This window comes from Janthinobacterium sp. 1L-D-8-B-C4 (assembly GCF_057291295.1).
Genome location: NZ_JBXAVX010000012.1, coordinates 121,164 through 143,632 on the forward strand (window position 1 = coordinate 121,164; position 22,469 = coordinate 143,632).

The window sequence follows — 22,469 nt, forward strand, 5'->3', positions numbered from 1 at the left end:
CGATGCCTGTCAACAGGAGAGAATCATGTCATTCAAGAACAAAATTGCGGTGGTGACGGGTGGTGCGACCGGTCTTGGTTTCGGGATCGCAAGTCACTTGGCAGCGCAGGGCGCAACGGTCGTCATCACGGGGCGGCGCCAGCAGCAACTGGCAGAGGCGGTAGCGTCCATCGGCGCCAACGCCTCTGCCATCAAGGCCGACATATCCAACCTGGTGGAACTCGATGCGCTGTACCGCGAGATCAAGGCGATCCATGGTCGAATCGACGTCCTGGTGGCGAACGCCGGCGTGGGTTACCTGGCGCCGCTGGGCACGATCACGGAAGCCCACTATGACCAGATATTCAACACCAATGTCAAAGGCGTCACGTTTACCGTCCAGGGCGCCCTGCCGCTGATGCCCTCTGGCGCGTCGATCGTCATCATCGGATCGACCGCCTCCATCGATCCGGGGCCGGGGTTGAGCGTGTATGGCGCGTCGAAAGCCGCCCTGCGCAATCTGGTGCGCAGCTGGATCCAGGAAATCAAGCCTTCCGGCGTGCGCATCAACCTGGTCAGCCCCGGGCCGGTAGATACCCCTTCGCTGCGCGGCATGTTCCCCGATAGCGTCGACGAAACCCTGGCGTTCCTGCGTGGACGCAGCATGGTGGGCCGGATCGGCGAGCCGCAGGACATTGCGCGTGCGGTCGCGTTCGTCGCCAGCGAGCAGTCCGGATACATCAATGGCGTTGAACTCTTCCTCGATGGCGGCGCCTCGCAGATCTGACTTTTTGTGGCGGCGATGGCTGCCACGCAACCCCTATCAATTTCACCGAAAGAAACTCATGTCTGCCAATCAAGATCAACTCACGCCGCTAGACCGCCTCGTCGCAGAGAGCGAAATTCATCGCCTCATCGCAACCTATGTTCACAACCTGGACGACGGTAAAATCGCCGCGAACGCGGAACTGCTCGCCAACACCCGCTTTCAGGTGGTCGATACCGTAGTGGTCGGCAGTGAAGACATCGCACGCTTTTTCAAGGCCAACGTCCAGCATCATGAGGATGGCACGCCTCGGACCTGGCATGCAATCTCGAATACGATCATCGACATCGAGTCCGCCACGACCGCCAGGGCGGTTAGCTACTTTACCGTTCATCAAGAGCTTCCGGGCCTGCCGCTCCAGCCTATCGTCACTGGCCGCTACAACGATACCTTCGAGCTTGGCAACGGGAAGTGGCACTTCAAGTCGCGCGCGATCGAACCGCGGCTTTTCGGCGAGCTAAGCCACCATGTCGCCCAGCCGCAGGAAAACAAGGCGGAACCAGGAATCCAGCATGACTAAGCGACAAGCACTGGTGACTGGTGCCAACAAGGGCATCGGCTACGCCATCGCCAGGGGCCTGGCCAAGGCAGGCATGTCGGTGTGGATGGGGGCGCGCGACCGGGAACGCGGCGAGAAGGCGGTTGCGCAGCTACGCGATGAGGGGCTCGATGTGCGGCTACTCGAAATCGACGTTGCCGATGAGGCCAGCGTGGAGCGGGCGGCGGCGACGATTGCCCGCGAAGTGGGCGTTCTGCATGTTCTCATCAACAACGCCGGCATCCTGGTGGACAGGACTTCGCCGCCGAGCCAGCTCCAGATGAAGGATATAAAAGCGACTTTTGAAGTCAATCTGTTTGGTCCGATACGCATTACCCAGGCGTTCGTTCCGCTTCTGAAAACTGCCGGGAATGCGCGCATTGTCATGATGGGAAGTGGCGTCGGCTCGCTGACGCTGATCACGGATCCGACCTCGATTTTTTCTACCGTCAACTTCCTCGACTACACGTCGTCGAAAGTCGCGTTGAACGCTGTCACGGTTTCCTTCGCAAAGGAGCTCGAGCCGTTCGGCATCAAGGTCAACGCCGTGGAACCGGGCCATGTCCGTACCGACATCAACGACAATACCGGGATCGCGACACCCGACGAGGGCGCCGCAACAGTGCTGCGCATGGCACTCATCGGCAATGACGGGCCAACCGGCGGTTTCTTCGGCAGTCACGGCCGCCAGCCCTGGTAAAAAAGCTATCACTTGATTTATTACGCATACGTAGTAGTATACTCCGCATGCGTAATAATAATTCTATCCCGGATACTCCTTCCCCCTGCCCCGCCGGCAAGCGCTCGCCGCGCCTGTTCAACCTGCTGAGCCAGGCGCGCCAGAATCTGTTTCGTTCGGCCGATGCCGTGTTTACCAGCGAACTGGGCTATTCCGGCACACAGGTGGTCGCCTTGTTTGTGCTGAAAAGCGAGGAAGGCTGCCAGCTGAAGGACCTGGGGCGGCTGTTGCAGCTGAAGAATTCCGCCGTCACCGGGCTGGTGTCGCGCATGGAAGAAAACGGCCTGATCGTGCGCGGCCAGTCGGCGCTCGATGCGCGCGCGGGGTCCTTGCATTTGTCGCCCAAGGGGCAGCAGGTGCTGGCGGCGGCCCTGCCCGTGCTCGACAGCCTGAATGCACAGCTGAAACACGGTTTCAGCGAAGAGGAACTGGCCGTCGTCGCGCGTTTCCTGATCCATGCGGCGGGCCTGCGCTTCCAACAAGATTTCCCATCATCGACCACCCCACAGGAGTAATACCATGCAACCGAATCAAATGACCGGCCTGGAATTGATGCAGGCCTTGGCCAAGGGCCTGTTTCCGCGCCCCGGCATTTCCAATGTGATGCCGATGGAAGTCGACACCATCGAGCACGGCCGCGTGGTGTTTACGGCCACCGCGAATCAGACCCACACCAACCCGATGGGCGGCGTGCATGGCGGGTTTGCCGCCACCGTGCTCGATACGGTCACCGGTTGCGCCACGCATACGGTGCTGCCGGCTGGCGAAAGCTATGGCACGACTGACCTGAATATCAAGATGTGCCGGCCGCTGCCGTTCGACCAGGCCCTGTATGCGGAAGGAAAAGTCATCAATGCGGGGCGCAACCTGGTTATTTCGGAAGGCACCATTCGCGACGAGGCCGGCAAGATCTATGCACATGCCACGGCCACTTGCATGATTATCCGCCCGAGCTGACAACAACGACAGCACCACGACGGCGGTTATACCAGCCACGCAGCGCGCGGTTGGCCGGTTCCGATACATGGTGGCTGACCAGCATGGCGACCAGTGCGGAGACTGCAAGAAACAATGCCAGCCACGGCAATCGCATGGCGTAGCCCAGTTCGGCCCTGGTCATGAGATTGCGCATGGCAGCGAGCACAATCACGTGAAACAGATACAGCTCGTAGCTATGGCGCCCGGCCCAGCGCAGCGGCGCAGCCAGCCGGCCGGTGGTCCAGCCCTTCTGCTCTTCGCCGTGCGCACCGAGCAGAATGCCGGCGGCGGCCAGCGCGATCGCCGTAAAGCCGAATGCCTCATGGCCGGCGATGCCGCGCAGGTAGATCAGTGGCAGCGCGATGCCGCAGGCCATGCGCAACACGCGCCGCGCCAGGGGTGGCAAGGCAAGCCGTGGCGCCAGCAAGGCTGTCAGGCAGCCGATGGCAATCGCGTCGAAACAGGCGAAATAGCCATACATGAAATACAGCTCATTGCCGGCGTGCGCACCGCGATACAGCGGCCCGAGCACGACTGCGCCCACGCAGACGGCCACCAGCAGCCAGGTGCGGCGCAGCAGCAAGCACAAAGGTGGCAGGCACAGGTAAAACATTTCCTCGACCGATAGCGACCAATAGACGTTGAGGCAGTAGTTGAAGTAGCCGCTGGACTGCATCAGCAGGTTATGCCAGAAGGTCAGGACAGAGACGATGGCGATGCCGAAGTAGCTGGCTGGCAGCGGCGGATTGGCGTCGCCGTTATTGAAGAAGGGAATGTCCAGCACGCCCAGTACCACGATAATGGCCAGCGCAAGCAACAGGCTGGGCAGGATGCGCGCGGCGCGCATCACATAAAAGCTGCGCGCATCGATCTGGCGCAGGCTGCCCCAGCGCTGCACGATACCGCTGGTAATCAGATAGCCGGAAATAACAAAAAAGATCGTTACGCCGTAGTTGCCGTTGAAGGCAACTGCCCTGATGGCGTTTGCACCGAGCAAGTCGCCCAGCGGACTCCGGGTCAGGCCAAAGGCCAGCGTGAAGTGCAGGATCAGCACGCAGGCGATGGCGACGCCGCGCAGGAAGTCAATGCGCGCATTGCGCGGCAGGCCGCGATTATCGGGATTCATGTCTTTGCCGCCGCCGGTTTCTTGCGCAGCAGGCTGCCGGCCGCATTGCTGTCGAAACGCCCCGCCTCTTCTATATAGCCATGCACCGTGCCGTCATGGCGCCAGCCGCCCTGGCGCTTGATGGCCTGGAAGTCGGCGCCGGCGCGGTGGGCGCTGGTGGCCATGCCACGCCGCAGGCTGTGGCTGGACAGTTCCGGCACATAATCGAGCCCCGCCAGCCGGGCGCAAGCTTCCAGGATGGTGTTGATGCTGCCGGCATGCAGCGGCTTGTCGGCGACATGGCCCCATTGGTTGACGGTGCGCAGCAGCGGCCCGGCAACAATGCCGGCCGCCGCCAGCCAGCTTTTCAGCGCGCTGGCCGGGCAGCACGTCCCTTCCCCATAGGGCACCGCCTTGACGATGCCCTCGCCCGACTGATCGGTTTTCGAGCGCGGCAGGGTAATCACCATGCCTTGCGGCTCCCAGCTGACATCTTCCACGCGCAAGGCCACCAGCTCGCTGCGGCGAAAGCCGCCAAAAAACCCCAGCTGCAGCAAGGCGCTGTCGCGCAGCGACTTGAGCGTGCCTTCTTGCTGCAGCCGCGCGACGATGGTTTCCAGGTCTTCCAGTGGCAGCGCCTTGGCCTTGTTCTTCGGCTTGCCGTGCAGGCGGGCGATGCCGGCCAAGGTCTTGCGCACGGTGGGCGTGGACGCGGCGTCAAAAAAACCCTGGTACACATGCCATTGCGACAGCGCCGTCAGGCGCAAGGCCAGGGTGCGTGCGTTCAAGGTATCCGCGTGGGCCAGCAGATAGCGGATCACGGCCGATTCGTCAGCGGGCAGCGCCCCGCCCCAGGCCTGGAAGTGGCGGATGGCCGAACGGTAGGCGCGGCGCGTGTTGTCGGCGGTGGCGGCAGCCAGGAAGGCCTGGTGGCGCGCGGCCAGTTCGGCATCGATCAGGGTGTCGTGTACTGGCGGCATGGCCAACTGGCTGGCGGAGGGCGGTTTTTTCAGGGGGTGCTGGGCCATGGAATGCGGAAAAACACGGTTTTGTACTCGGCGAAACGCAGGATACCATGCAAACCATCGCTATAACCCACGATAATCAACCTTATCGAGACTTATTTTTCTGCATTCTTTCGAAAATTTATATCGTAATATTATCGCGTATTACGTATCATGTAATACGTTACTAAATTTCGCTTATAGGTGGTTTTATGGCTCGCGCCGGTATTTTGTACTCCGATGTTATGAAAGCCGCCCAGATTGTGGCCGCCGATGGGCGCAATCCCACGGTCGACAACGTGCGTGAGGCGCTGGGCAGCACCGGCAGCAAGAGCACCATTGCGCCCCTGCTCAAGCGCTGGAAGGAAGAATTCCAGGGCGCGGGGGCCGTGAAAACGGAAGCGGGGTTGCCCGCCGAGCTGATGGAAGCGATGCGCGGCGTGTATCACAAGCAGCAGCGGGACTTGGCGCAGCAGCTGGAGCAATCGATGCAGGAAAGCCGTGTCGAGCTTGATGCGGCGCTGGAAAAACTGAAAAAAACCGAGGCGGAACGCCTTAAATTGACGGAAGTGCGCACCGCGCTGACGCAGGAATTGCGCGCCACCCAGCAGGCGCTGGTGCAGCTGAAGGAGGAACATCATTTTCGCGCGGTGTCCCTGGCCAGCCTGCACAGCGATAATGCGGGACTGACCCAGCGCCTGGCCGACCGGGGCGAGGAAATTGGCGCGCTGAACCGGCAACTGACCCAGGTGCGCTCGCAGTTCGACCATTACCAGGAAGCGTCAGCGGCCCAGCGCAGCGAGGAGCGGCAAACCCAGCAGCAGCAACTGAGCCGGCTGGAGCAGGACAATGCCCAGCTGCAGCAGCGCCTTCAAGGCCAGCAGGCAACCCTGGTGCAACAGGACATGCGCCTGTCCCAGCTGCAGGCGGAGCAGCAGCGCCTGGAGCAAAGCGCGGCGGCGGACCGCGAAGCGCTGGCCACGGTGCGCCCCGAGCGCGACCAGTTCGAGTATCAGTACGGGCAGGCGGCCGCGTCGGCCGACGCCCTGCTGGCCAAGCTGGAAGCGGCCATGCTGGCGCTTAATGAGTCAAAGGTGGCGCTGGCCACGCAGGACCGGCAACTGGCCATGCTGGCCGACAAGACCGAAACAGGTTTGCAGCGCACGCGGCAGCTGGAGCAGGAGCGCGACACCCTGCTGCGCGAACACGCCGGCATGGCGGCGCGGCTGGCGCTGCTGGAGGAAGGACGGCAGAAAAAATCCTAGCGTGGAATTAGCTACCAGAATTTCCACCATGGCCGCGCGGTGGCAGGCACCTCGGCGTCATTGGATTCAATCTGCGGCTCCGGTTCCGGCAAGGCCGGCGGCCAGCCCTCGGCGCTGATGGCCGTGCCGGCCAGCACATGGGCGTTGTAGCGCCGCAATTCGGGCGGATACGGAACACCGGCCAGGCTGGCCAGCACTGGGCCGATCACCAAGGCGCCGCTGGCGCAGCCGGCATCGAGGTCGGCCAGGGCCGCCTGCATATCTTGCTGCAACTGGCCTTCTTCGTCCATCATGTCGAGTTCTTCGGTGCGCACCAGCACATGGCTGTAGCTTTCGCGGGCGATGCGCGCCTGCCATTCCAGGTACAGAGCATGGCGCTCTTCGCCCAGTGCGCGCCGCAACACGGCCGAGCGAGCCTTCAGGCGCGCCAGGCCCTCCTCGCGCGGGCAGGCCAGGTAGGCATAGTCGCGCTGCGTGTCGAACACGCCTTCTTCGCCAGGCGCCAGATGCACGTCCTGCGGTCCGAACAGGCACAGCCAGAAGAACGGCACGCAGTACGCCGCCTCGTATTCCATGCCGGACTCATCGCTAAAGGCCGGCCAATCCGCTTCCTGCGGCGGCGTGGAGAAATGCGTGCAACACAAATAAACACGGTTGGACATGGTCGGTTCCTGGCGCAAAGTGAACCAGTTGGCAGCTGAGGGTATGCCCATTCTGCCATCAACCCTCGTCTTCTTCACGCGAAATTCACCATGCGCAGCTAGCATGCCTGCAGTCGGGCGCGCATTGTGCGGCGCCACACTCACCGGACCCATGCCAGATGATCCACGCTGCTCAAGCCGCCTTGCGCCACAGCACCGACGGCCACCGCCTGAAAGCCGCCCTCGGCGTGCTTGTCTATCCGCGCCAGCACCGGCGCTGGCAATCATTCCTGGCGCAGACGCCGGGCATGACGGCCCTGGCGCGCCTGCATCCCTGCCTGCGCTACAAACCATTTCGGCCATATGCCAGTTGCCAGCTCGATTGCGCCGGCCGGCTGGCCCTGCTCGAAGGGCATTACCGCTATCTGTGGCAAGCCGGCGCGCGGGGCCTGGTCGAGCAGGCGGCGCGGCAAGCGCTGGTGCTGGCCTGCGTCGAAGGCAAGGATGGCGCTTGCTACCGGGTGCAGCTGAGCGCGATCCACGACAGCTACCGCGAGGGCGAGCTGTGCCTGCGCCTGCTGCGCGATGGCGTGCCGCTGTACCTGGTCAGCTTTTTGTTCGTGCCGCGCAACGATGGCGTAGCGCTGCAATTGGGCGCCTTGCAGGGCGTGCGTTCGGCCACGGGCGCGCAATTGGTACGCGACGCCACGCGCGCGCTGCATGGCTGCCGGCCCAAGAACTTGCTGGTCGCCCTGTTGCGCGACCTGGGCGATTTCTTCTGTTGCAATTATCTGTTTTTGATCAGCAATGCCAACCGCATCGCCCTCAATCCCCGCCGGCGGCGACAGATCGGCGCCGACTATGACCAGGCGTGGCGTGAACTGCACGCGATCGCGATGATGGACGGTAACTACCATCTGCCCTGCCTGCCTTGCCGTCCGCCAGAGCTGGCCGGCGTGGCGTCCAGGAAACGCGCCGATGCGCGCCGCCGCGGTGAGTTGCTGACAATGCTGAGCCACGCCATGCGCGGCAAGCTGGGCGCGCTGCTGGAAGCGCCTGCCTGGGAGAACTGACAGAAGCATGAAGTTGCCAGGAAGATCATTTTTGCATTATGATCTTTTGTTGCCATTTTTACGGAGCCGTTCATGACCTTGTCCCTGCCCCTGCGTGCGCTGGCCGCCGCCATGCTGCCCTTGACCTGCGCGCTGGCCGGCGCCGCGCCCACGCTCGACCCTGCCGTGCGCGAGCGCGCCGAGGCACTGACGCACGGTGGCCAGCACGCCAGCATCGTGATCGCCGTGATCGACGGCAAGGACAGCGCGGTGTACGGTTTCGGGCGCGGCAACCAGGATGGCCTGCCCGATGCCGATACCGTCTATGAGATCGGTTCGGTCACCAAGACCATGACCGGTTTGCTGCTGGCGCAGGCGGTGGCGGCGGGCAAGCTCACGCTGGCCCAGCCGGTGGCCGACCTGTTGCCCGGCTACAAGATGCCTGCCGTGAACGGCCGGGCCATCAGCTTGCAGGACCTGGCCACCCATTACTCGGGCCTGCCGCGCTTGCCCGGCAACCTGGCGCCGGCCGACGTCAATGACCCGTATGCGGACTATGGCAACGAGCAATTGCGCGCCTTTCTGGCCGACCATGTGCTGGCGCGCGCGCCGGGCGTCGCGTTTGAATATTCGAACCTGGGCTATGGCCTGCTGGGCACGGCGCTGGCGGCCAGGGCGGGCGTATCGTATGAAACCTTGCTGCAAACGCAGATCGCCGGCCCGCTGGGCATGCGCTCGACCTCCAGCCTGATGTCGCCAGCGCTGCGTGCGCGGCTGGCGCCCGGCCATCTGGCCGACGGCAAGCCGGCGCAGCACTGGCAATTCCAGGCGATTGCCGGCGCCGGCGCCGTGCTGTCGACGGCGCGCGACATGGTGGCCTACCTGCAATCGTTCATGCTCAAGCCGGATGCGGCCCATGTGCTGGCCGTGCAGCCCCTGCAACAATTGGGCGGCGGCAAGGGTATCGGCCTGGCGTGGATGCGCGACCAGGCCAAGGGCCAGCCATTTATCTGGCATAACGGCCAGACCGGCGGCTACGCCAGCTTTGCCGGCTATACGCAGGATGGCCAGCGCGGCGTGGTGGTACTGACCAATACCTCGGCCAGCGTCGATGCGCTTGGCGTGGCCGGCCTGGTGCCGGGCCCCCTGCCGCCGCTGGCTGGCGCGGCAACGCAGCGCAACGAGGTGGCCATCGCGCCGCAGGCGCTGGGCGAGTATGTCGGCAGTTACGCGCTGGCGCCGACCTTCGTGCTGACGGTGCGCCAGGGGCCGCAGGGCTTGCTGGTGGGCGCCACCGGCCAGCAGGAAGCGCCGGTGTTTGCCAGCGGCAAGGATGCCTTCTTCTATAAAGTGGTCGATGCGCAGCTGGTGTTCCAGCGCGACACGAACGGCGCCATTAGCGGCCTGGTGCTGTACCAGAATGGCCAGGCGATACCGGGCCAGCGCAAAGAGTAAGTTGCAGGCCGTCGGCGATCAGCCGCAGGCCGGCAAAACGATATGCCGGTCTTTTTCGATGGCGCGCACTTTCAGCGCCTGCGCAAAGAACGCACCGCTGAACTGGTTCAAACAGGCGCTGACCAGCATGACGGGAATGCTCCAGGAAAAGGCGCTGAACGCCGGCCAGGTCGACTTCATGACCAGGCCGGCGAGCATGCCGATAATAAAAACGATCCAGACGGCGGCGGTCCATTTTGCCGGCACCCCGGGAAGAATGATTTCTGGCTGTATCTTCATTTTCCGCACGACCTTTTCCCAATTGACGCTGCCGTTTTTTGGTTTGAATTCCTGCTCGAAAGCGGGAGCGGCCATGTCCGCCCAGCGCCGGTGTACGACTTGCCAGCCGAACATCAGGTTGTACGTCAGGATGGCGGCGAAAATGGCTGCCAGGATGGCTTTGGCCAGCGCATTCATCGGGCTGAGCCAGAAGACCGGCAGAATGATGGACAGCAGGAAGAACAGCAGGGTAAAACCCATCAGCCCGTTGAACACCAGCTGAAACAGCAGCCTGGACCGGGCCTTGGGAAAGACCAGGCACTGGCAAAGGAAGAGAAGCAGGCAGGCCGGCAGCCACCACCAGAAAAAGCTCCACCCCAGTTCGTCATTGCCGTGGGCCATTTTTCGCGTCATGGCGCTGCCGCCGGCCGTGCCAAACAGCAAAATGAACAACGATAACCACAGATAGTTGATGGTGACCTTGGTCATGTCTTCTGGCCGCGCGCAGGATTTGTCATGAATTGCTCCACCCGTTCCACGAATTGCGCCTTGCTACGCGTGCGGAAGTCGCCAAGGAAGACTTCGCTGCCCTTGACTGCCTTGCCCTGCCGGTCGTAGCTCACCTTGCACAACTCGAGCACGAACTCGCCCTCGGGATCGTCTTCCGGTTCGAAATGCGAATTGAAGCAGTATCCGCTGTCGCGGCAATGTCCCCACAGCAGTAGTGCGCTGCTGAACCATTGCATGGTGTCTGGGCCAGGCTCGACCTCGAACAGGGTGTTGACCGAGATGGTCCAGCCGCCCGGTACGCGCAACGGCTGCAAGGGATAAGGGAAATCTTTCATATTGATGATGCAGCGAGTCGGGCGTTGTAAAAAGTCAGGAATTCAGGCGCCGGCAGCGCCTTGGCAAACAACCAGCCCTGGCCAAATTCGACCTGCTGCGCCGCCAGGTAATCGGCCTGCGCCTGCGTTTCGATGCCTTCGGCAACGATCTGCAGCTTGAGCTCGCGCGCCATGGCGATAATATGCGGCGTGACGCTGCTGGTGGCAGCGTCTTTTGCAATCGTGTCGACAAAGGCCTTGTCGATTTTCAGGGCGTCCAGCGGCAAGCTTTGCAGGCTGGCCAGGCTGGAATAACCGGTGCCGAAGTCGTCGATGGCCACCGCATGGCCGCGCGCGCGCGCCTGTTCCAGTGTGGCGCGGGCCGCATCGACATTGATGAAGCCGCGTTCGGTTGCCTCCAGCCAGATCTGCTGCGCTTCGATGCCGGTACCGGCCAGGGCGCGCCCCAGCACATCGAGCACCCTGCCCGTTTCGATATCGCTGGCGCACAGATTGATGGCGACATGCAGTGAGCGGTCGGCCACCAGGGCGTCACGCAGGTCGGCGATCACGCAGGCGATCACCTGGTCGGTAATCGGCAGTATCAACCCGCTCTCTTCGGCCACCGGGATGAACAGGTCCGGACGTATCATGGTGCCGTTCGGCCGCCGCCAGCGTATCAGTGCTTCGGCGCCCACGCAAACGCCTGTGTCCAGGGCGATAATCGGCTGGTAGTGGACGAAAAATTCGCGCCGCTCCAGCGCGATCGCCAGTTCGCCCAGCAAGGACAGCCGGCGGCGCGACAGCCAGGCGACCAGGCCGACGATAAACGCCGCCATCAACAGGCCCACCGGCAGCAGCACGACCAGCTCGCTGCGCAGCCGCGCTTCCAGTTTGCTGCGTGGCGCCGTCATGACGGCAGTCAAGCCGCCGCGCGCCACCACCGCGTGCAGCTTGCCGTCCGTGGCCTGGCCGCCAGCGAGCAAGGCAGCGACGACCGCCATGTCTGGCTGGTGCAGCACGCCCAGCACGCGGTCATGCGCCAGCGCCACGGCTATCTGCACGTCCTGTTCGACCAGCACGTCGGCAAAACGCACGGGCGCGATCAGCGCCTTGTGCTGGCCCAAGGTCAGGCCCACCATGCGCTCGCCGCCTGACACGACCGGCCGCAGATCGACATCGATGCCGATGCCATTGTCAAGCGTGAAGCTGGCTGGCGTGACGTTCACCGGCGTGGCCTGCATGCCGCTGGCGCTGCACTCAAGCATGCCGTGTTTCACATAGCCGATATCGTCGACGCTGCGGGTGGTGATGGTGGCCTGGCGCAGCGCTTCGATATGCGCGGCCGAACAGGGCGTCATGGTCAGCGGTTCGAAGCGGCGCAAGGCGGCGCCGGCCGAGTCCAGCGTGCGCTGGGCCCGCTCGAGCGCGTAGTTGGCCAACACCCGCAGGCGCGCTTCCTCGCCCTGCACGGCACGCGCCATCGACAGTTGATAAGCCACCCCCAGCGGCGCGGCCACGCCGACCACGGCCGCCAGCACGCTGATGATAATGATGCGTTTTTTGCGCATGCGCCTCCTGCGTAACCGTTGTGGAAGTTGGATGAATGCCATGTATTTCTTGATGGCATCATATTACAGCCGCACCGGGCGCACGCGCATACGGTCAAACAGTTACATTTTTGGCGGGCCGGGCCAGGATGAATACCAGCGCCGCCGACAATATTGCCAGGGCGCCGGCCAGCCACAGCACGCTGGCAAAACCTTCTGTAAAAGCCTGCCGCGCCGCTTGTACTGCGACGGCGCGCAGGTCTGGTGGCAACTGGCGGAAGGCGTCCGCCGCATTGCCGGCCACGATGCGCCCCACCATCTGCGGCGAAGCCTGCAGGCCATGCAGCCAGGCCAGGCGGTCGAAAGCGGCGCTGGTGCGCTGGGCCAGAACAGAGCCCAGGGCGCCGACGGCCAGCACGATGCCGGTAAAGCGGGTGGTGGTGCTGATGCCCGAGCCCATGCCGCTGCGCTCGCGCGCGATGCCGGCAAGGATGGCCTTCTGGGTAGTGCCGTTGAGCAGGCCGGCGCCCAGGCCCGTGACCACCATGCCCAGTGCCACCCAGCCGTAACTGAGGCTGGCGGCCACCAGGGCACCGGCGATATTGCCGACGGCGACGATCAGCAAACCCGCCACCAGCATGCCACGGTCATGCAGCCAGCGGCCAAATAGCGGCGCCAGGCGCGCCGCCACCACCATGGCGACGGCAAACGGCAGCATGGCGCAGCCGGCCAGCACCGCCGAAAAGCCGAAGGCGTTCTGCAGGTACAGCGGCAAAAACGTCATCATCACCTGGGCCGACACGGCGTAGCCCAGCATGCCCAGCACGGCGCCGACAAACACGCGCCGGCCAAACAGCGATAAATCGACCATCGGCGCGCGCACCTTTTGTTCCACCACCACGAAAACACCCAGCAGCAGCGCGCCGAGCGCAAAGCGCGTGATCGTGTCTATGCTGGACCAGCCCGCCACGCCGGCATCGATCAGGCCCCAGATCAGGCAGAACAGGCCGGCCGAAAACAGCGCCGCACCGAGCGGATCGAACCTGGCGCTGGCCGGATTCCCCGATTCCGTCACATGTTTCGATACCAGCAGCATCAGGACCGCCACCACCGGCAGGTTCAGGTAAAAAATCCAGCGCCACCCCAGGCAACTGGTCAGCAGGCCGCCCACCAGCGGCGCCACCGTCATTGCCACGCCCATGGCGGCGCCCCAGATCGACCAGGCGCGCGCGCGTTCGGCTTCGCCCTGGAAAGTATGGCTGATCACGGCCAGCGCCGAAGTCAGGAGCAAGGCGGCGCCGATGCCCTTGGCTGCCCGTGCCAGGTTCAGCACGAACGGGGTCCAGGCCGCGCCGCACAAGAGGGAGGCCAGCGCGAACAGCAGCAGGCCCGCGACCATCACGCGGCGCCGGCCCAGGCGGTCGGCAATGCCGCCAGCCGGCAGCAAAAAGGAGGCAAACGCCAGCATATACGCGCTGACCACCCACTCCACGTCGGCAAAGCTGGCGTTCAGGCTGCGGGCGATGGCGGGCAGCGAGACGGCCACCACATTGGTGTCGAGCATGATCAGTGCACAGACGGCGGAACAGGTATGGAGGGTTTTGTCGGCAGGTTTCATGGCGCCAGTGTAGGCGCGCCATGCTTATTTCTTGTTACAAGACACAGGGCATATAATTTCCTGATGGTGAATACTGAAAAACCTCTGGAGCTGCGTCACTACCGCTGCGTGGTGGCGGTGGCGCACAGCCTGCACTTTGCCCGCGCGGCGGCCGAACTCGGCATTTCGCCGCCAGCGCTGACCAAGCAACTACAGGAAGCGGAAAGTCTGCTGGGCACGCGATTGTTCCTGCGCAGCAAGCGCACGGTGGCGATCACCAGCGCTGGCGCGCTGTTCGTGCCGGAAGCGCGGCGTGCGCTGGAGCAGCTGGCGCAGGCGCAGGATGTGGCGCGGCGCGCGGGACGCGGCGAACTGGGTCGGCTGGAAATCGGTTATGTGGGTTCGGCCGTGTATTCGGGCGTGCTGCAGCAGGCGTTTGCCCGCTTTCGCGCTTCGCACCCCGGCGTGAGCTTGCAGTCACGCGAAGTGGCGATGGAATTACTGCCCGGCATGCTGGAACACGGCCAGCTCGATTTTGCTTTTGTACGCCCGCCGCTACGCTACCCGGAAGGCGTCGACAGCGTGGTATTGCTGCGCGACCGTTTCGTGCTGGCCGTGCCCGAACACAGTGAACTGGCCCAAGGCGCGGACATGGTGGCGCCGCAGGCGCTGGCGCAACTGCCTTTGATCGTGCCGGAACAGGCATGGGGAACGCTGGAAACCGCGCGGCGCGGCAGCTTTGCGCCGCTGGTGGCGTCGCGCCCGGGCAGCCTGCTGTCGGTACTGGCGCAAGTGTCGCTCGGTGCTGGCTGCGCCATCGTGCCGCAGTCGGTGACGACCGGCATCACCCTGCCCGGCGTGCGTTACCGGGAACTGGCGGGAGCGCCGATTGCTTCGGAAATTGCGGTGGCGTTTCGCCGCCATGAACAGAACAGCGCCGCGCGCGCCTGGATCGCCCAGCTGCGCGCGGCGGCAGTGCCGTGATAACTCAAGGGGCCATTATGGGTCAAGTTCAGGCGGTGGACGGCGCAGCGCCATATGTTCCCAGATCGCCACCAGGACGAGCACGCCGGTGGTGATGCAGGCCAGTATGAGCGGTGTGTACAGGCGGCCGAACGCCATCGGGATCAGCGCCATGATGATCAGGATGCCCAGCACGTGCGACAGTGGCGGACCGGTGCGTTCGCTGCTGACCCATTTGAACAAGGCATTCCCCAGCAGGTACAGGATCGGTCCGCCCAGCATCGCGCAGATGCCGGCAAAGCTGGTTTCGTCGGGATGCAGCAGCGACAGCTCGTCGGCCACGGCGCTGACGATGATGCCGCCGATAATCAGCATGTGGATATAGGTGTAGGCGCGCCGCGCGATGCGGCCCGGATCTTTCGACGCGGCGATATGCGTATGGCCCAGTTCGGCGCCCTTGTCGAAATACAACCACCACATGGCGATGCTGCCCAGCAAGGCGGAGATAAAGCCGGCCCAGTTGCCGGCATTCCATTCCAGCCCCGAAAAATTGGCGCCCGTCACCAGCAAGGACTCGCCCAGTGCAATAATGACGAACAGACCGCAACGCTCGGACATATGGTTGCCATCGATATCCCAGTCGCCGGTCGATGAACGGCCCAGGCCCGGCACGCCGAACAGCAGCCATGGTCCGGCCAGGTCGATCAACAGCGCCGCGGCCCACCAGTAAATGCGCACGGATGGGTCGGCCGCGCCGCCGATCAGCCAGAACACGCCGGCAAACGCCGCCCACAGCGCGATGCGCTGGAAATTGCGGCGCCGCGCCGCATCTTCATGGCGCACGGCCCACAGCGCGAACAGCGGCCGGCCCACCTGCATCGCCACGTAGGCGCCGGCAAAGCCCAGGCCGCGCGTGCCGAAGGCTTCGGGGATCGAGGCCGACATCAAGAGGCCGCCCAGCATCAGCACGAACAGGCTGATGCGTACCGGCATGCGCTCGGGATCGAGCCAGTTGGTGATCCACGAGGTATAGATCCAGACCCACCAGACCGCCATCAGCAGCAAGGCCGTTTGCAGCCAGCCCATGGCGCTCAGGTGTTCCAGCAGCGCGTGCGACAGCTGGGTGACGGCAAACACGAACACCAGGTCGAAAAACAATTCGATCATGCCGACCTTGCCGCTATCGGCCCTGCCCCGCGTGCGCAGCAGCGATGTTTTCAATTCCATCAGTTTCTTTCTTTATTTATAATTTAACCGGGGTCGGCAAGGGCTGTCCCGCGAAATGCGCGTGCAGATTGTCGACCACCAGCTGGCCCATCGCGTGGCGCGTTTCCACCGTCAGGCTGCCCACGTGCGGCGTCAGCACCACATTGGACAAGGCGCGCAAGGCGGCCGGTACGCGCGGCTCGTCGGCAAACACGTCGAGGCCGGCGGCGCCCAGCGTACCGTCCTGCAGCGCGGCAATCAGCGCTTCCTCGTCGATCAGTGCGCCACGTGCAATATTGATCAACGTGCCTTGCGGCCCCAGCGCGTCCAGCACTTCGGCATCGACGACGTGGTGGGTGGCCGGCGTGCCAGGCGCACAAACGATCAGGTAGTCGCTTTCATGGGCCAGGGCCAGCAAGGACTCGGCGCGCGGTACATCCACGCCGGCTTTGGCGCGCGGCTGGTAGTAGCGCACCTGCACGCCAAACGCGGCCAGGCGCAGCGCAATGGCCTGGCCGATCTGGCCAAAGCCGAAAATGCCGGCGGTCTTGCCGCGCAGGCTGGACGCGGGTTTGATGGCTTCGCGGCGCTCCCAGGCGCCGTCACGCACGTAGCGATCGAGCAGCACAATATGGCGGGCGCTGGCCAGCAGCAGGCCCAGCGCCACGTCGGCCACATCGTCGGTCAGCACGTTCGGCGTGGTGGTGACAGCAATGCCGCGCGCGCGGGCCGCGTCGAGGTCGACGCCATCGAGGCCGACGCCATTGACGGCGATGATTTCCAGCGCGGGCAAGGCCGCCATCTCGGCGCTTTTCAAGCCCAGCGCACCGGTGGTGACGACGGCGCGGATGCGGCTGGCGCGTTCCTCCAGCCAGGCTGCGCGCTGTTCGGGCGCCACCTGCCAGGCGTGATGGCAGGTATAGCTGTTCTCCAGTTGCTGGTTGACGGCGGCGGAGGGACTGGTGGCAAGTATCAGTATGTCGGGGAGCATGGGTGTCCTGAGTGGGTCGGTGTCATAGCCAGACGCAACTTAGCATATTTGACGCCCTCCCGGGGCTGGCCGGCCCTAAAACCCTGACGCCATCAAGGTCTGTCCTGCCCTATGGACACGGCACTTTTTTGACCTTGCCAGCCGTATTGAACGGGTCGGCGCCGGCCAGCGGATTGGCCTGCATGGCGTAGCAGGCGGTACCGGTGGCGGTGACCACGCGCGTGGCGGGGCGGCCGTCGGCCGTCAGGTAGTCTTCCAGTTTGAGCACCGGGCCGCCGCGCCAGGCGCTGGCCACCATCGTCGAAAACTTGGTTTCGCCGGACAGTTGCGGCGCCGCCAGCCAAGGTTTGTCTTTCTTCAGTTCGGCGCGCAAGGTCTTGTCGATGCCACCGGCGGCGAGCACGGCGCGCGTGCGCAGATCGCCGACTGGCGCCGCCGGTGCGCTATCTGGAATGATAGCCTCCGGCACGGCGGTGGCCACCTCGGCTGGCGCCGCAGGTACGGTGGCGGCGGCGGGCGGCAAGCTTCGCCCCTTGCGTGCCGGCGCGCTGATCGGCAGCGGCACGGGCAACGGCACCGGCAGCGTGCGTGGTACGGGCCTGGGCGGGATCAGGGTCATGAAGGCCACTTCCGTATAGTCCTTGAGCTGCTTTGCCGGCAACAGCAAAAAATACAGGCCCAGGCCATGCATGGCCAAGATCAGCGTTACGGCGGCGCTTTTCACGCTGATGCGGCGGGTAATCATGGTGGCAGGCGACGGCATGCGGTGTCCTCGTGGCGCCAGGGCGCGGTCCGCCATTCTAGGCACACTTTCCCTAATGCATTAAAAATTCAACAAGGTATCGCCTGGCGCTACTTTTTCTGGCGAATCACGCCCCCTGCCTTGGGTGTTGCGTCGATGTCTGTACTTTTTGATCAAAGAACGAACAATTTTGCTCGTCTTTCACACAATCTCACGGACTATCATATAATGATAATCATTCTCATTAACATTTAAACAATCGTCGCCATGTCTACTTTCCGCCTTGCACCTACTCCCATCGCGCTGGCCGCATTCCTGCTGGCCAGTTCCGTCGCCCATGCACAGGCCCCTGCCGCCGGCGACGATGCGCAAACCATGCCATCGGTTGTCGTCAGCGCCTCGGCCGACGCTTCGGCCGAAGGCCTGTCGCGCGCCTACGCAGGCGGCCAGGTGGCGCGCGGCGGGCGGATCGGCATTTTAGGGTCGGTCGACATGATGGACTCGCCGTTCGGTTCGACCAGCTACACCCAGCAATTCATTGCCGACCAGCAGGCGCGCAGCGTGGGTGACTTGCTGCAAAGCGACCCGGCCGTGCGTATGTCGCGCGGCTATGGCAACTTCCAGGAAGTGTATGTGATCCGCGGTTTTGCGCTCGACTCGGACGACGTGGCGTACAACGGCCTGTACGGCGTGCTGCCACGCCAGTACGTGTCGCCTGAATTGCTCGAACGGGTGGAAGTATTCCGTGGCGCCAGCGCCTTCCTGAACGGCGCCGCGCCTGGCGGCAGCGGCATCGGCGGCGCCATCAACCTGATGCCCAAGCGCGCCGGCAATGCGCCGCTGACGGAAGTGACGGTCGGCGTGGAAACGGGCGGCCACACCTACGCCGCCATCGACGTGGCGCGCCGCTTCGGCGAACAGCAGGAGTTCGGCGTGCGTGTCAATGCCGCCAAGCGCCAGGGCGAGACCGGCATCAAGCATGAAGACCACGACGTCGGCATGTTTGCCGTCGGCCTCGACTATCGCGGCCGCGGTTTCCGCCTGTCGGCCGATGCCGGCTACCAGAATTTCAACCTCGACGCGCCGCGCCCGTCGGTCGGCACCGCCAATGTGGCGGTGTTGCCATCGGCGCCCGACGCCTCGCGCAACTTTGCCCAGCCATGGAGTTTCTCCAAGGAACGCGACGTGTTCGGCACCGCGCGCGCCGAATATGACGTAGCGAAAGATGTGGTGGCCTGGGCGGCGTTTGGCGGACGCAATACGCGCGAATCGAACAGCCTGGCCGAGCCATCGCTGAGCAATGTCAATGGCGATGCCAGCGCCTACCGCTTCGACAATGCGCGCAAGCAGGAAATCCGCACTGGCGAACTGGGCATTCGCGGCAAGGTCAATACGGGCGCCGTCAAGCATACGCTGGTGGCGAGCTGGTCCGGTCACTGGAACGAGGCGAAGAACGCCTACGCGATCAGCGATTATTCCGGCTTCCAGACGAATATCTATCGTCCGGTCGATGCCCTCCGTCCCGTGACACTGCCAGCCAATTCGGGTGGCGTGATGAGTGATCCGCGCCTGACGCAAAAAACCATTCTCAGCAGCTACGCGCTGGCCGATACCATGGCCTTCCTTGACGAGCGCCTGCTGCTGACCGTCGGCGTGCGTTACCAGCAGATCAAGGATGCGGCCTATGCCTACGGTACGGCGGCGCAGTATTCCAGCTATGACCAGAGCGCCACCACGCCGGTGGCCGGCATTGTCTTCAAGGCCAGCCAGAACGTCTCGCTGTACGCCAATTACATCGAAGCACTGGTCAAGGGACCGGTTGCGAGTGGCACTTACGGCCCGCAATCGACGCCGGTCACCAATCTGGGCGAAGTGTTTGACCCATACAAATCGAAGCAGAAGGAAATCGGCGTCAAGTACGACGGCGGCAAGCTGGGCATGAGCGCAGCGCTGTTCTCGACCGACAAGCCATCGCTGGTGATCGCCGGCACGCGCGCCGACCTGTCCGGCAAACAACGCAACCAGGGCCTGGAATTGTCGGTCTTCGGCACGCCGATGACCGGCGTGCGCCTGCTCGGCGGCCTGACCTGGCTCGACACGGACCTGCGCAAGACCGACGGCGGCATCAACCAGGGCAACCAGGCCATCGGCGCGCCGAAAACCCAGCTCAGCCTGGGCGGCGAATGGGACGTGCCAGGTGCGCCAGGGCTGAGCCTGAACGCGCGCGCCGTCTACACCTCGACGCAATACGCGGACCTGGCCAATACCAAGCAACTGCCGTCGTGGACCCGCCTGGACCTCGGCGCGCGCTACCTGACACAGGTGGCTGGCCGCGACCTGACCTTGCGTGCGCGCGTGGATAACGTTGCCGACCGCAACTACTGGGCTTCGGCGGTGTCGTCGTTCGGCGCCGGCAGCCTGGTGCTGGCCGCACCGCGCACGGTGGTGGTTTCCGCCACTGTCGCGTTCTGATCGGCAATAATGGGCGCATGACACTGCGCCCATTATTGTTTCTCTCCCTGCTGTTATCGCTGCCCGCTGCCGCCGCGCCACCGGCGGCTTGCCCTTGGGCCGCCTGGAAAAGCGGTTTCCAGGGCAATCCCCGCGCGCAGGCGGCCTGCCTGCTGCGCCCCGTCAGCATGTATGCGCGCATCGGGCCGGCGGGCGCCCTGCCCGCCTTTCTCGAGCGCCATGTCGGCGAAAATATCACCCTCCACCGCAGCGCGCTGCAAGCTTACCTGGCGCAGCAGCAAATAGCTGAAAGCGACCTCGGTGGCGCGCTCGATGCACCGCTGTCGCGCGCGCAAGGCCGGCTGGCCTCGCCCGTGGCGCGCTATTTCGTGATCCACGACACCAGTTATCCGAATTTTTTGAATGACGCGATTCCCGCCGCCATCGATACGCGCGACTGGGATTTCAATGATTTTACCGCGCACAACCCGGCCAGAGGCGCAGGGCCGAAAGGCCATGTGTATGTCAACCGCCTGGGTGCTTCAGTCACGGTGCATGGTTTTGACATCGCCAATTTCGCCAGCAAGCTGGAGAAAGACAAGCCCTCGCTGGCCGGGCTGTTCCTGCACGTGGAACTGGTGCAGCCGCGCAAGTCCGATCCGGCCGGCGGGCGTGGCAATGACGGCGTGGCGCCCGATCCGGGTTTTACGCCGGCCCAGTACGAACGGCTGGCCCTGCTGTACATCACGGCCAGCGTACGCAAGGGCAGCTGGCTGATCCCCGCTTTTCACGCCGTGCTCGATACGGGCTATGTCAACGGCCACGACGATCCACAGAACTTTTCGCTGACCGCCTGGTCAGAATCGATCGCACATTTGATCAATATCATGGAGCAGCAATAAAGTTCGCCAGCACGGCAATAAGGCCGTGCATTTGCAGGATACTGGAAGGCCGCGCATCGGACTGCACCGCTGCGTGCAGCCTGTTTAGCGGAGCCAGCTTGTCACTTGCACACAATCACCTCACCCTTGCGGCGCGTCCGCGCCTGCGCTTGCGCACGCAGCGCATTGTCGACTTGCGCGAAGCCGTGCTGCATGACTGGGAGCATCGCGTCCGCGCCAGCGTGCGCGGCGCGGCGCAGTTGCTGCCGCCGATACTGATCAATACCATGCCGGCATTCTTCGACCATCTGGCCGAGGCGCTGTCACACGAGCATCCGCGCGATACGGCCGCCAGCAACAGCAATATGCCCGCCGTGCATGGCAACGAACGGGCGCGCATGACCAGCTACGGCCCGGAACAGGTGATCCAGGAATACCAGATCTTCCGCGACTGCTTTGCCGAGGCGGCGCTGGCGGCGGGCTTGCCACTGAGGCGGCGCGACTGGCTCATCCTGCATGCCTCGATCGATATCGCCGTGCGCGACTCGATCCGCGAATTCACTGCCATGCACGAAAGCTTCCAGCGTCGCATCGCCGCCGGCCTGTCGCACGACATGCGCAATCCGCTGTCCGTCATCCTGGTCAGCGCACAGCTGCTGCAGCGCCAGGCCCGGCTGGAACCCGAAAAAGTATCCGAGCTGAGCCAGCGTATTGTCAACTACAGCAAGCGGCTCGATACCATGATCGAGGAACTGCTCGATACGCTCAGCTATCACCGGGGCCAGAAATTGCCACTGGCACTGACGCAGTTCGACATGCTGCCGCTGGCCAGTTCGGTCTGCGACCAGGTCAATTTGCAATATCCGGGCAAGTGCCAGATCGCCGGCGATGGCGTCACGGGCTGGTGGTGCGAAAACTCGCTGCGCCGCGTGCTGGAAAACCTGCTGGGCAATGCCGTCAAGTATGGCAACGACGGCGTCGTCGAGGTGCGCGTGGAGCATGAGCATGACCGGGTGCGTGTCAACGTGCACAACAGCGGCCCGGTCATTGCCGAGCAGGAGATGGCCCGCATCTTTGATTACCTGCGGCGCGACAACCATACCACCGCACCGGGCTGGGGCATCGGCCTGCCGTATGTGCAGAACGTCGCCGAAAGCCACGGCGGCAGCGTGGCCGTCGACAGTTTGCCGGCCACCGGCACCAGTTTCATCCTTGACCTGCCCATCGATTGCCGCCCCTACGTCCAGCCGGCCGGCTGAACGCCAGCGCGCCGGCAGCCCCAATTCCGCCCGTCTTGCCATTGCCGGCGCACTAATGCGGTGCAGTGCACACAACGGTGCATTGATAATGATCTTTTTTGTCATATTATCTCTGGCACGCTTCGTGCTGAGGTATTGTTACAACCAGGCTCTAGGGGGAAAACA

Annotated in this window: 22 protein-coding genes; 12 read left to right on the top strand and 10 right to left on the bottom strand. The window is 63.9% G+C overall.

From position 1 onward, the window contains the following. Positions 1-25 precede the first annotated feature (25 nt). From AC0Z42_RS20170 to AC0Z42_RS20190, 5 genes are read left to right on the top strand one after another with little or no spacing between them, the layout of a single operon-like run. Complete coding sequence (locus tag AC0Z42_RS20170) at positions 26-766, top strand: SDR family NAD(P)-dependent oxidoreductase (RefSeq protein WP_485469962.1); 741 nt, start codon at positions 26-28, stop codon at positions 764-766. A gap of 58 nt (positions 767-824) precedes the next feature. Then, positions 825-1,325 carry a nuclear transport factor 2 family protein gene (locus tag AC0Z42_RS20175; RefSeq protein WP_485469963.1) on the top strand — a complete coding sequence of 167 codons (501 nt, stop codon included), beginning with the start codon at positions 825-827 and terminating at the stop codon, positions 1,323-1,325. Next, positions 1,318-2,043 carry an SDR family oxidoreductase gene (locus AC0Z42_RS20180; RefSeq protein ID WP_485469964.1) on the top strand — a complete coding sequence of 242 codons (726 nt, stop codon included), beginning with the start codon at positions 1,318-1,320 and terminating at the stop codon, positions 2,041-2,043. Before AC0Z42_RS20175 ends, AC0Z42_RS20180 begins: the two co-directional genes overlap by 8 nt. Before the next feature lie 47 nt (positions 2,044-2,090). Continuing rightward, entirely contained in the window at positions 2,091-2,597 is a 507-nt protein-coding gene (locus AC0Z42_RS20185; protein ID WP_485469965.1) for a MarR family winged helix-turn-helix transcriptional regulator, read from the top strand. Between the two features lie 4 nt (positions 2,598-2,601). Next, a complete protein-coding gene (locus AC0Z42_RS20190; RefSeq protein WP_485469966.1) occupies positions 2,602-3,039 on the top strand; it encodes a PaaI family thioesterase in 438 nt (145 codons plus the stop codon). On the opposite strand, the gene AC0Z42_RS20195 is transcribed toward AC0Z42_RS20190, so the two are convergent. Next, positions 3,023-4,186: an acyltransferase family protein gene (locus tag AC0Z42_RS20195; protein WP_485469967.1), complete on the bottom strand. Its 1,164-nt coding sequence runs from the start codon at positions 4,184-4,186 to the stop codon at positions 3,023-3,025. The genes AC0Z42_RS20190 and AC0Z42_RS20195 overlap by 17 nt on opposite strands. Beyond that, positions 4,183-5,193, bottom strand: coding sequence for a site-specific integrase (locus tag AC0Z42_RS20200; RefSeq protein WP_485469968.1), 1,011 nt, complete (start codon positions 5,191-5,193; stop codon positions 4,183-4,185). Before AC0Z42_RS20200 ends, AC0Z42_RS20195 begins: the two co-directional genes overlap by 4 nt. A 221-nt stretch (positions 5,194-5,414) precedes the next feature. On the opposite strand from AC0Z42_RS20200, the gene AC0Z42_RS20205 reads away from it, so the two are divergent. Continuing rightward, the gene (locus AC0Z42_RS20205) at positions 5,415-6,434 is read left to right on the top strand and encodes a DNA-binding protein (RefSeq protein ID WP_485469969.1); all 1,020 of its coding nucleotides are present in this window, start codon (positions 5,415-5,417) and stop codon (positions 6,432-6,434) included. A gap of 11 nt (positions 6,435-6,445) precedes the next feature. Here the strand turns inward: AC0Z42_RS20205 and AC0Z42_RS20210 are convergent, their stop codons facing one another. After that, entirely contained in the window at positions 6,446-7,096 is a 651-nt protein-coding gene (locus AC0Z42_RS20210; RefSeq protein WP_485469970.1) for a hypothetical protein, read from the bottom strand. A 158-nt stretch (positions 7,097-7,254) separates the two neighbouring features. Here AC0Z42_RS20210 and AC0Z42_RS20215 point away from each other — a divergent pair, with 158 nt between their 5' ends. Then, the gene (locus AC0Z42_RS20215) at positions 7,255-8,148 is read left to right on the top strand and encodes a DUF535 family protein (RefSeq protein WP_485469971.1); all 894 of its coding nucleotides are present in this window, start codon (positions 7,255-7,257) and stop codon (positions 8,146-8,148) included. Positions 8,149-8,220: 72 nt separating this feature from the next. After that, a complete protein-coding gene (locus AC0Z42_RS20220; protein ID WP_485469972.1) occupies positions 8,221-9,582 on the top strand; it encodes a serine hydrolase in 1,362 nt (453 codons plus the stop codon). An 18-nt stretch (positions 9,583-9,600) separates the two neighbouring features. On the opposite strand, the gene AC0Z42_RS20225 is transcribed toward AC0Z42_RS20220, so the two are convergent. From AC0Z42_RS20225 to AC0Z42_RS20240, 4 genes are all read right to left on the bottom strand, one after another. Continuing rightward, positions 9,601-10,329: a hypothetical protein gene (locus AC0Z42_RS20225; protein WP_485469973.1), complete on the bottom strand. Its 729-nt coding sequence runs from the start codon at positions 10,327-10,329 to the stop codon at positions 9,601-9,603. Further along, positions 10,326-10,685, bottom strand: coding sequence for a hypothetical protein (locus tag AC0Z42_RS20230; protein WP_485469974.1), 360 nt, complete (start codon positions 10,683-10,685; stop codon positions 10,326-10,328). The genes AC0Z42_RS20225 and AC0Z42_RS20230 overlap by 4 nt, the downstream gene beginning before the upstream one ends. Then, on the bottom strand, positions 10,682-12,235 hold the full coding sequence (locus AC0Z42_RS20235; RefSeq protein ID WP_485469975.1) for an EAL domain-containing protein: 1,554 nt from the start codon (positions 12,233-12,235) through the stop codon (positions 10,682-10,684). Before AC0Z42_RS20235 ends, AC0Z42_RS20230 begins: the two co-directional genes overlap by 4 nt. 94 nt (positions 12,236-12,329) lie before the next feature. Continuing rightward, the gene (locus tag AC0Z42_RS20240; protein WP_485469976.1) at positions 12,330-13,832 is read right to left on the bottom strand and encodes an MFS transporter; all 1,503 of its coding nucleotides are present in this window, start codon (positions 13,830-13,832) and stop codon (positions 12,330-12,332) included. A 63-nt stretch (positions 13,833-13,895) separates the two neighbouring features. Here AC0Z42_RS20240 and AC0Z42_RS20245 point away from each other — a divergent pair, with 63 nt between their 5' ends. Then, positions 13,896-14,795 carry a LysR family transcriptional regulator gene (locus AC0Z42_RS20245; protein WP_485469977.1) on the top strand — a complete coding sequence of 300 codons (900 nt, stop codon included), beginning with the start codon at positions 13,896-13,898 and terminating at the stop codon, positions 14,793-14,795. Positions 14,796-14,810: 15 nt separating this feature from the next. Here AC0Z42_RS20245 and AC0Z42_RS20250 read toward each other — a convergent pair whose 3' ends face one another. The 3 genes from AC0Z42_RS20250 to AC0Z42_RS20260 all read right to left on the bottom strand — a co-directional run bounded on the left by AC0Z42_RS20250 (position 14,811) and on the right by AC0Z42_RS20260 (position 17,734). Further along, positions 14,811-16,001 carry a low temperature requirement protein A gene (locus AC0Z42_RS20250; RefSeq protein WP_485469978.1) on the bottom strand — a complete coding sequence of 397 codons (1,191 nt, stop codon included), beginning with the start codon at positions 15,999-16,001 and terminating at the stop codon, positions 14,811-14,813. A 16-nt stretch (positions 16,002-16,017) separates the two neighbouring features. Then, a complete protein-coding gene (locus AC0Z42_RS20255; RefSeq protein ID WP_485469979.1) occupies positions 16,018-16,971 on the bottom strand; it encodes a 2-hydroxyacid dehydrogenase in 954 nt (317 codons plus the stop codon). Positions 16,972-17,080: 109 nt separating this feature from the next. Next, complete coding sequence (locus AC0Z42_RS20260) at positions 17,081-17,734, bottom strand: hypothetical protein (RefSeq protein WP_485469980.1); 654 nt, start codon at positions 17,732-17,734, stop codon at positions 17,081-17,083. Between the two features lie 246 nt (positions 17,735-17,980). Between AC0Z42_RS20260 and AC0Z42_RS20265 the strand changes: the two genes are divergently transcribed. From AC0Z42_RS20265 to AC0Z42_RS20275, 3 genes are all read left to right on the top strand, one after another. After that, positions 17,981-20,185: a TonB-dependent receptor gene (locus AC0Z42_RS20265; RefSeq protein WP_485469981.1), complete on the top strand. Its 2,205-nt coding sequence runs from the start codon at positions 17,981-17,983 to the stop codon at positions 20,183-20,185. 17 nt (positions 20,186-20,202) lie between these two features. Beyond that, on the top strand, positions 20,203-21,066 hold the full coding sequence (locus AC0Z42_RS20270; protein ID WP_485469982.1) for a hypothetical protein: 864 nt from the start codon (positions 20,203-20,205) through the stop codon (positions 21,064-21,066). A 98-nt stretch (positions 21,067-21,164) separates the two neighbouring features. Next, positions 21,165-22,304, top strand: a complete 1,140-nt coding sequence (locus tag AC0Z42_RS20275) for a sensor histidine kinase (protein ID WP_485469983.1) — start codon at positions 21,165-21,167, stop codon at positions 22,302-22,304. Positions 22,305-22,469 lie beyond the last annotated feature (165 nt).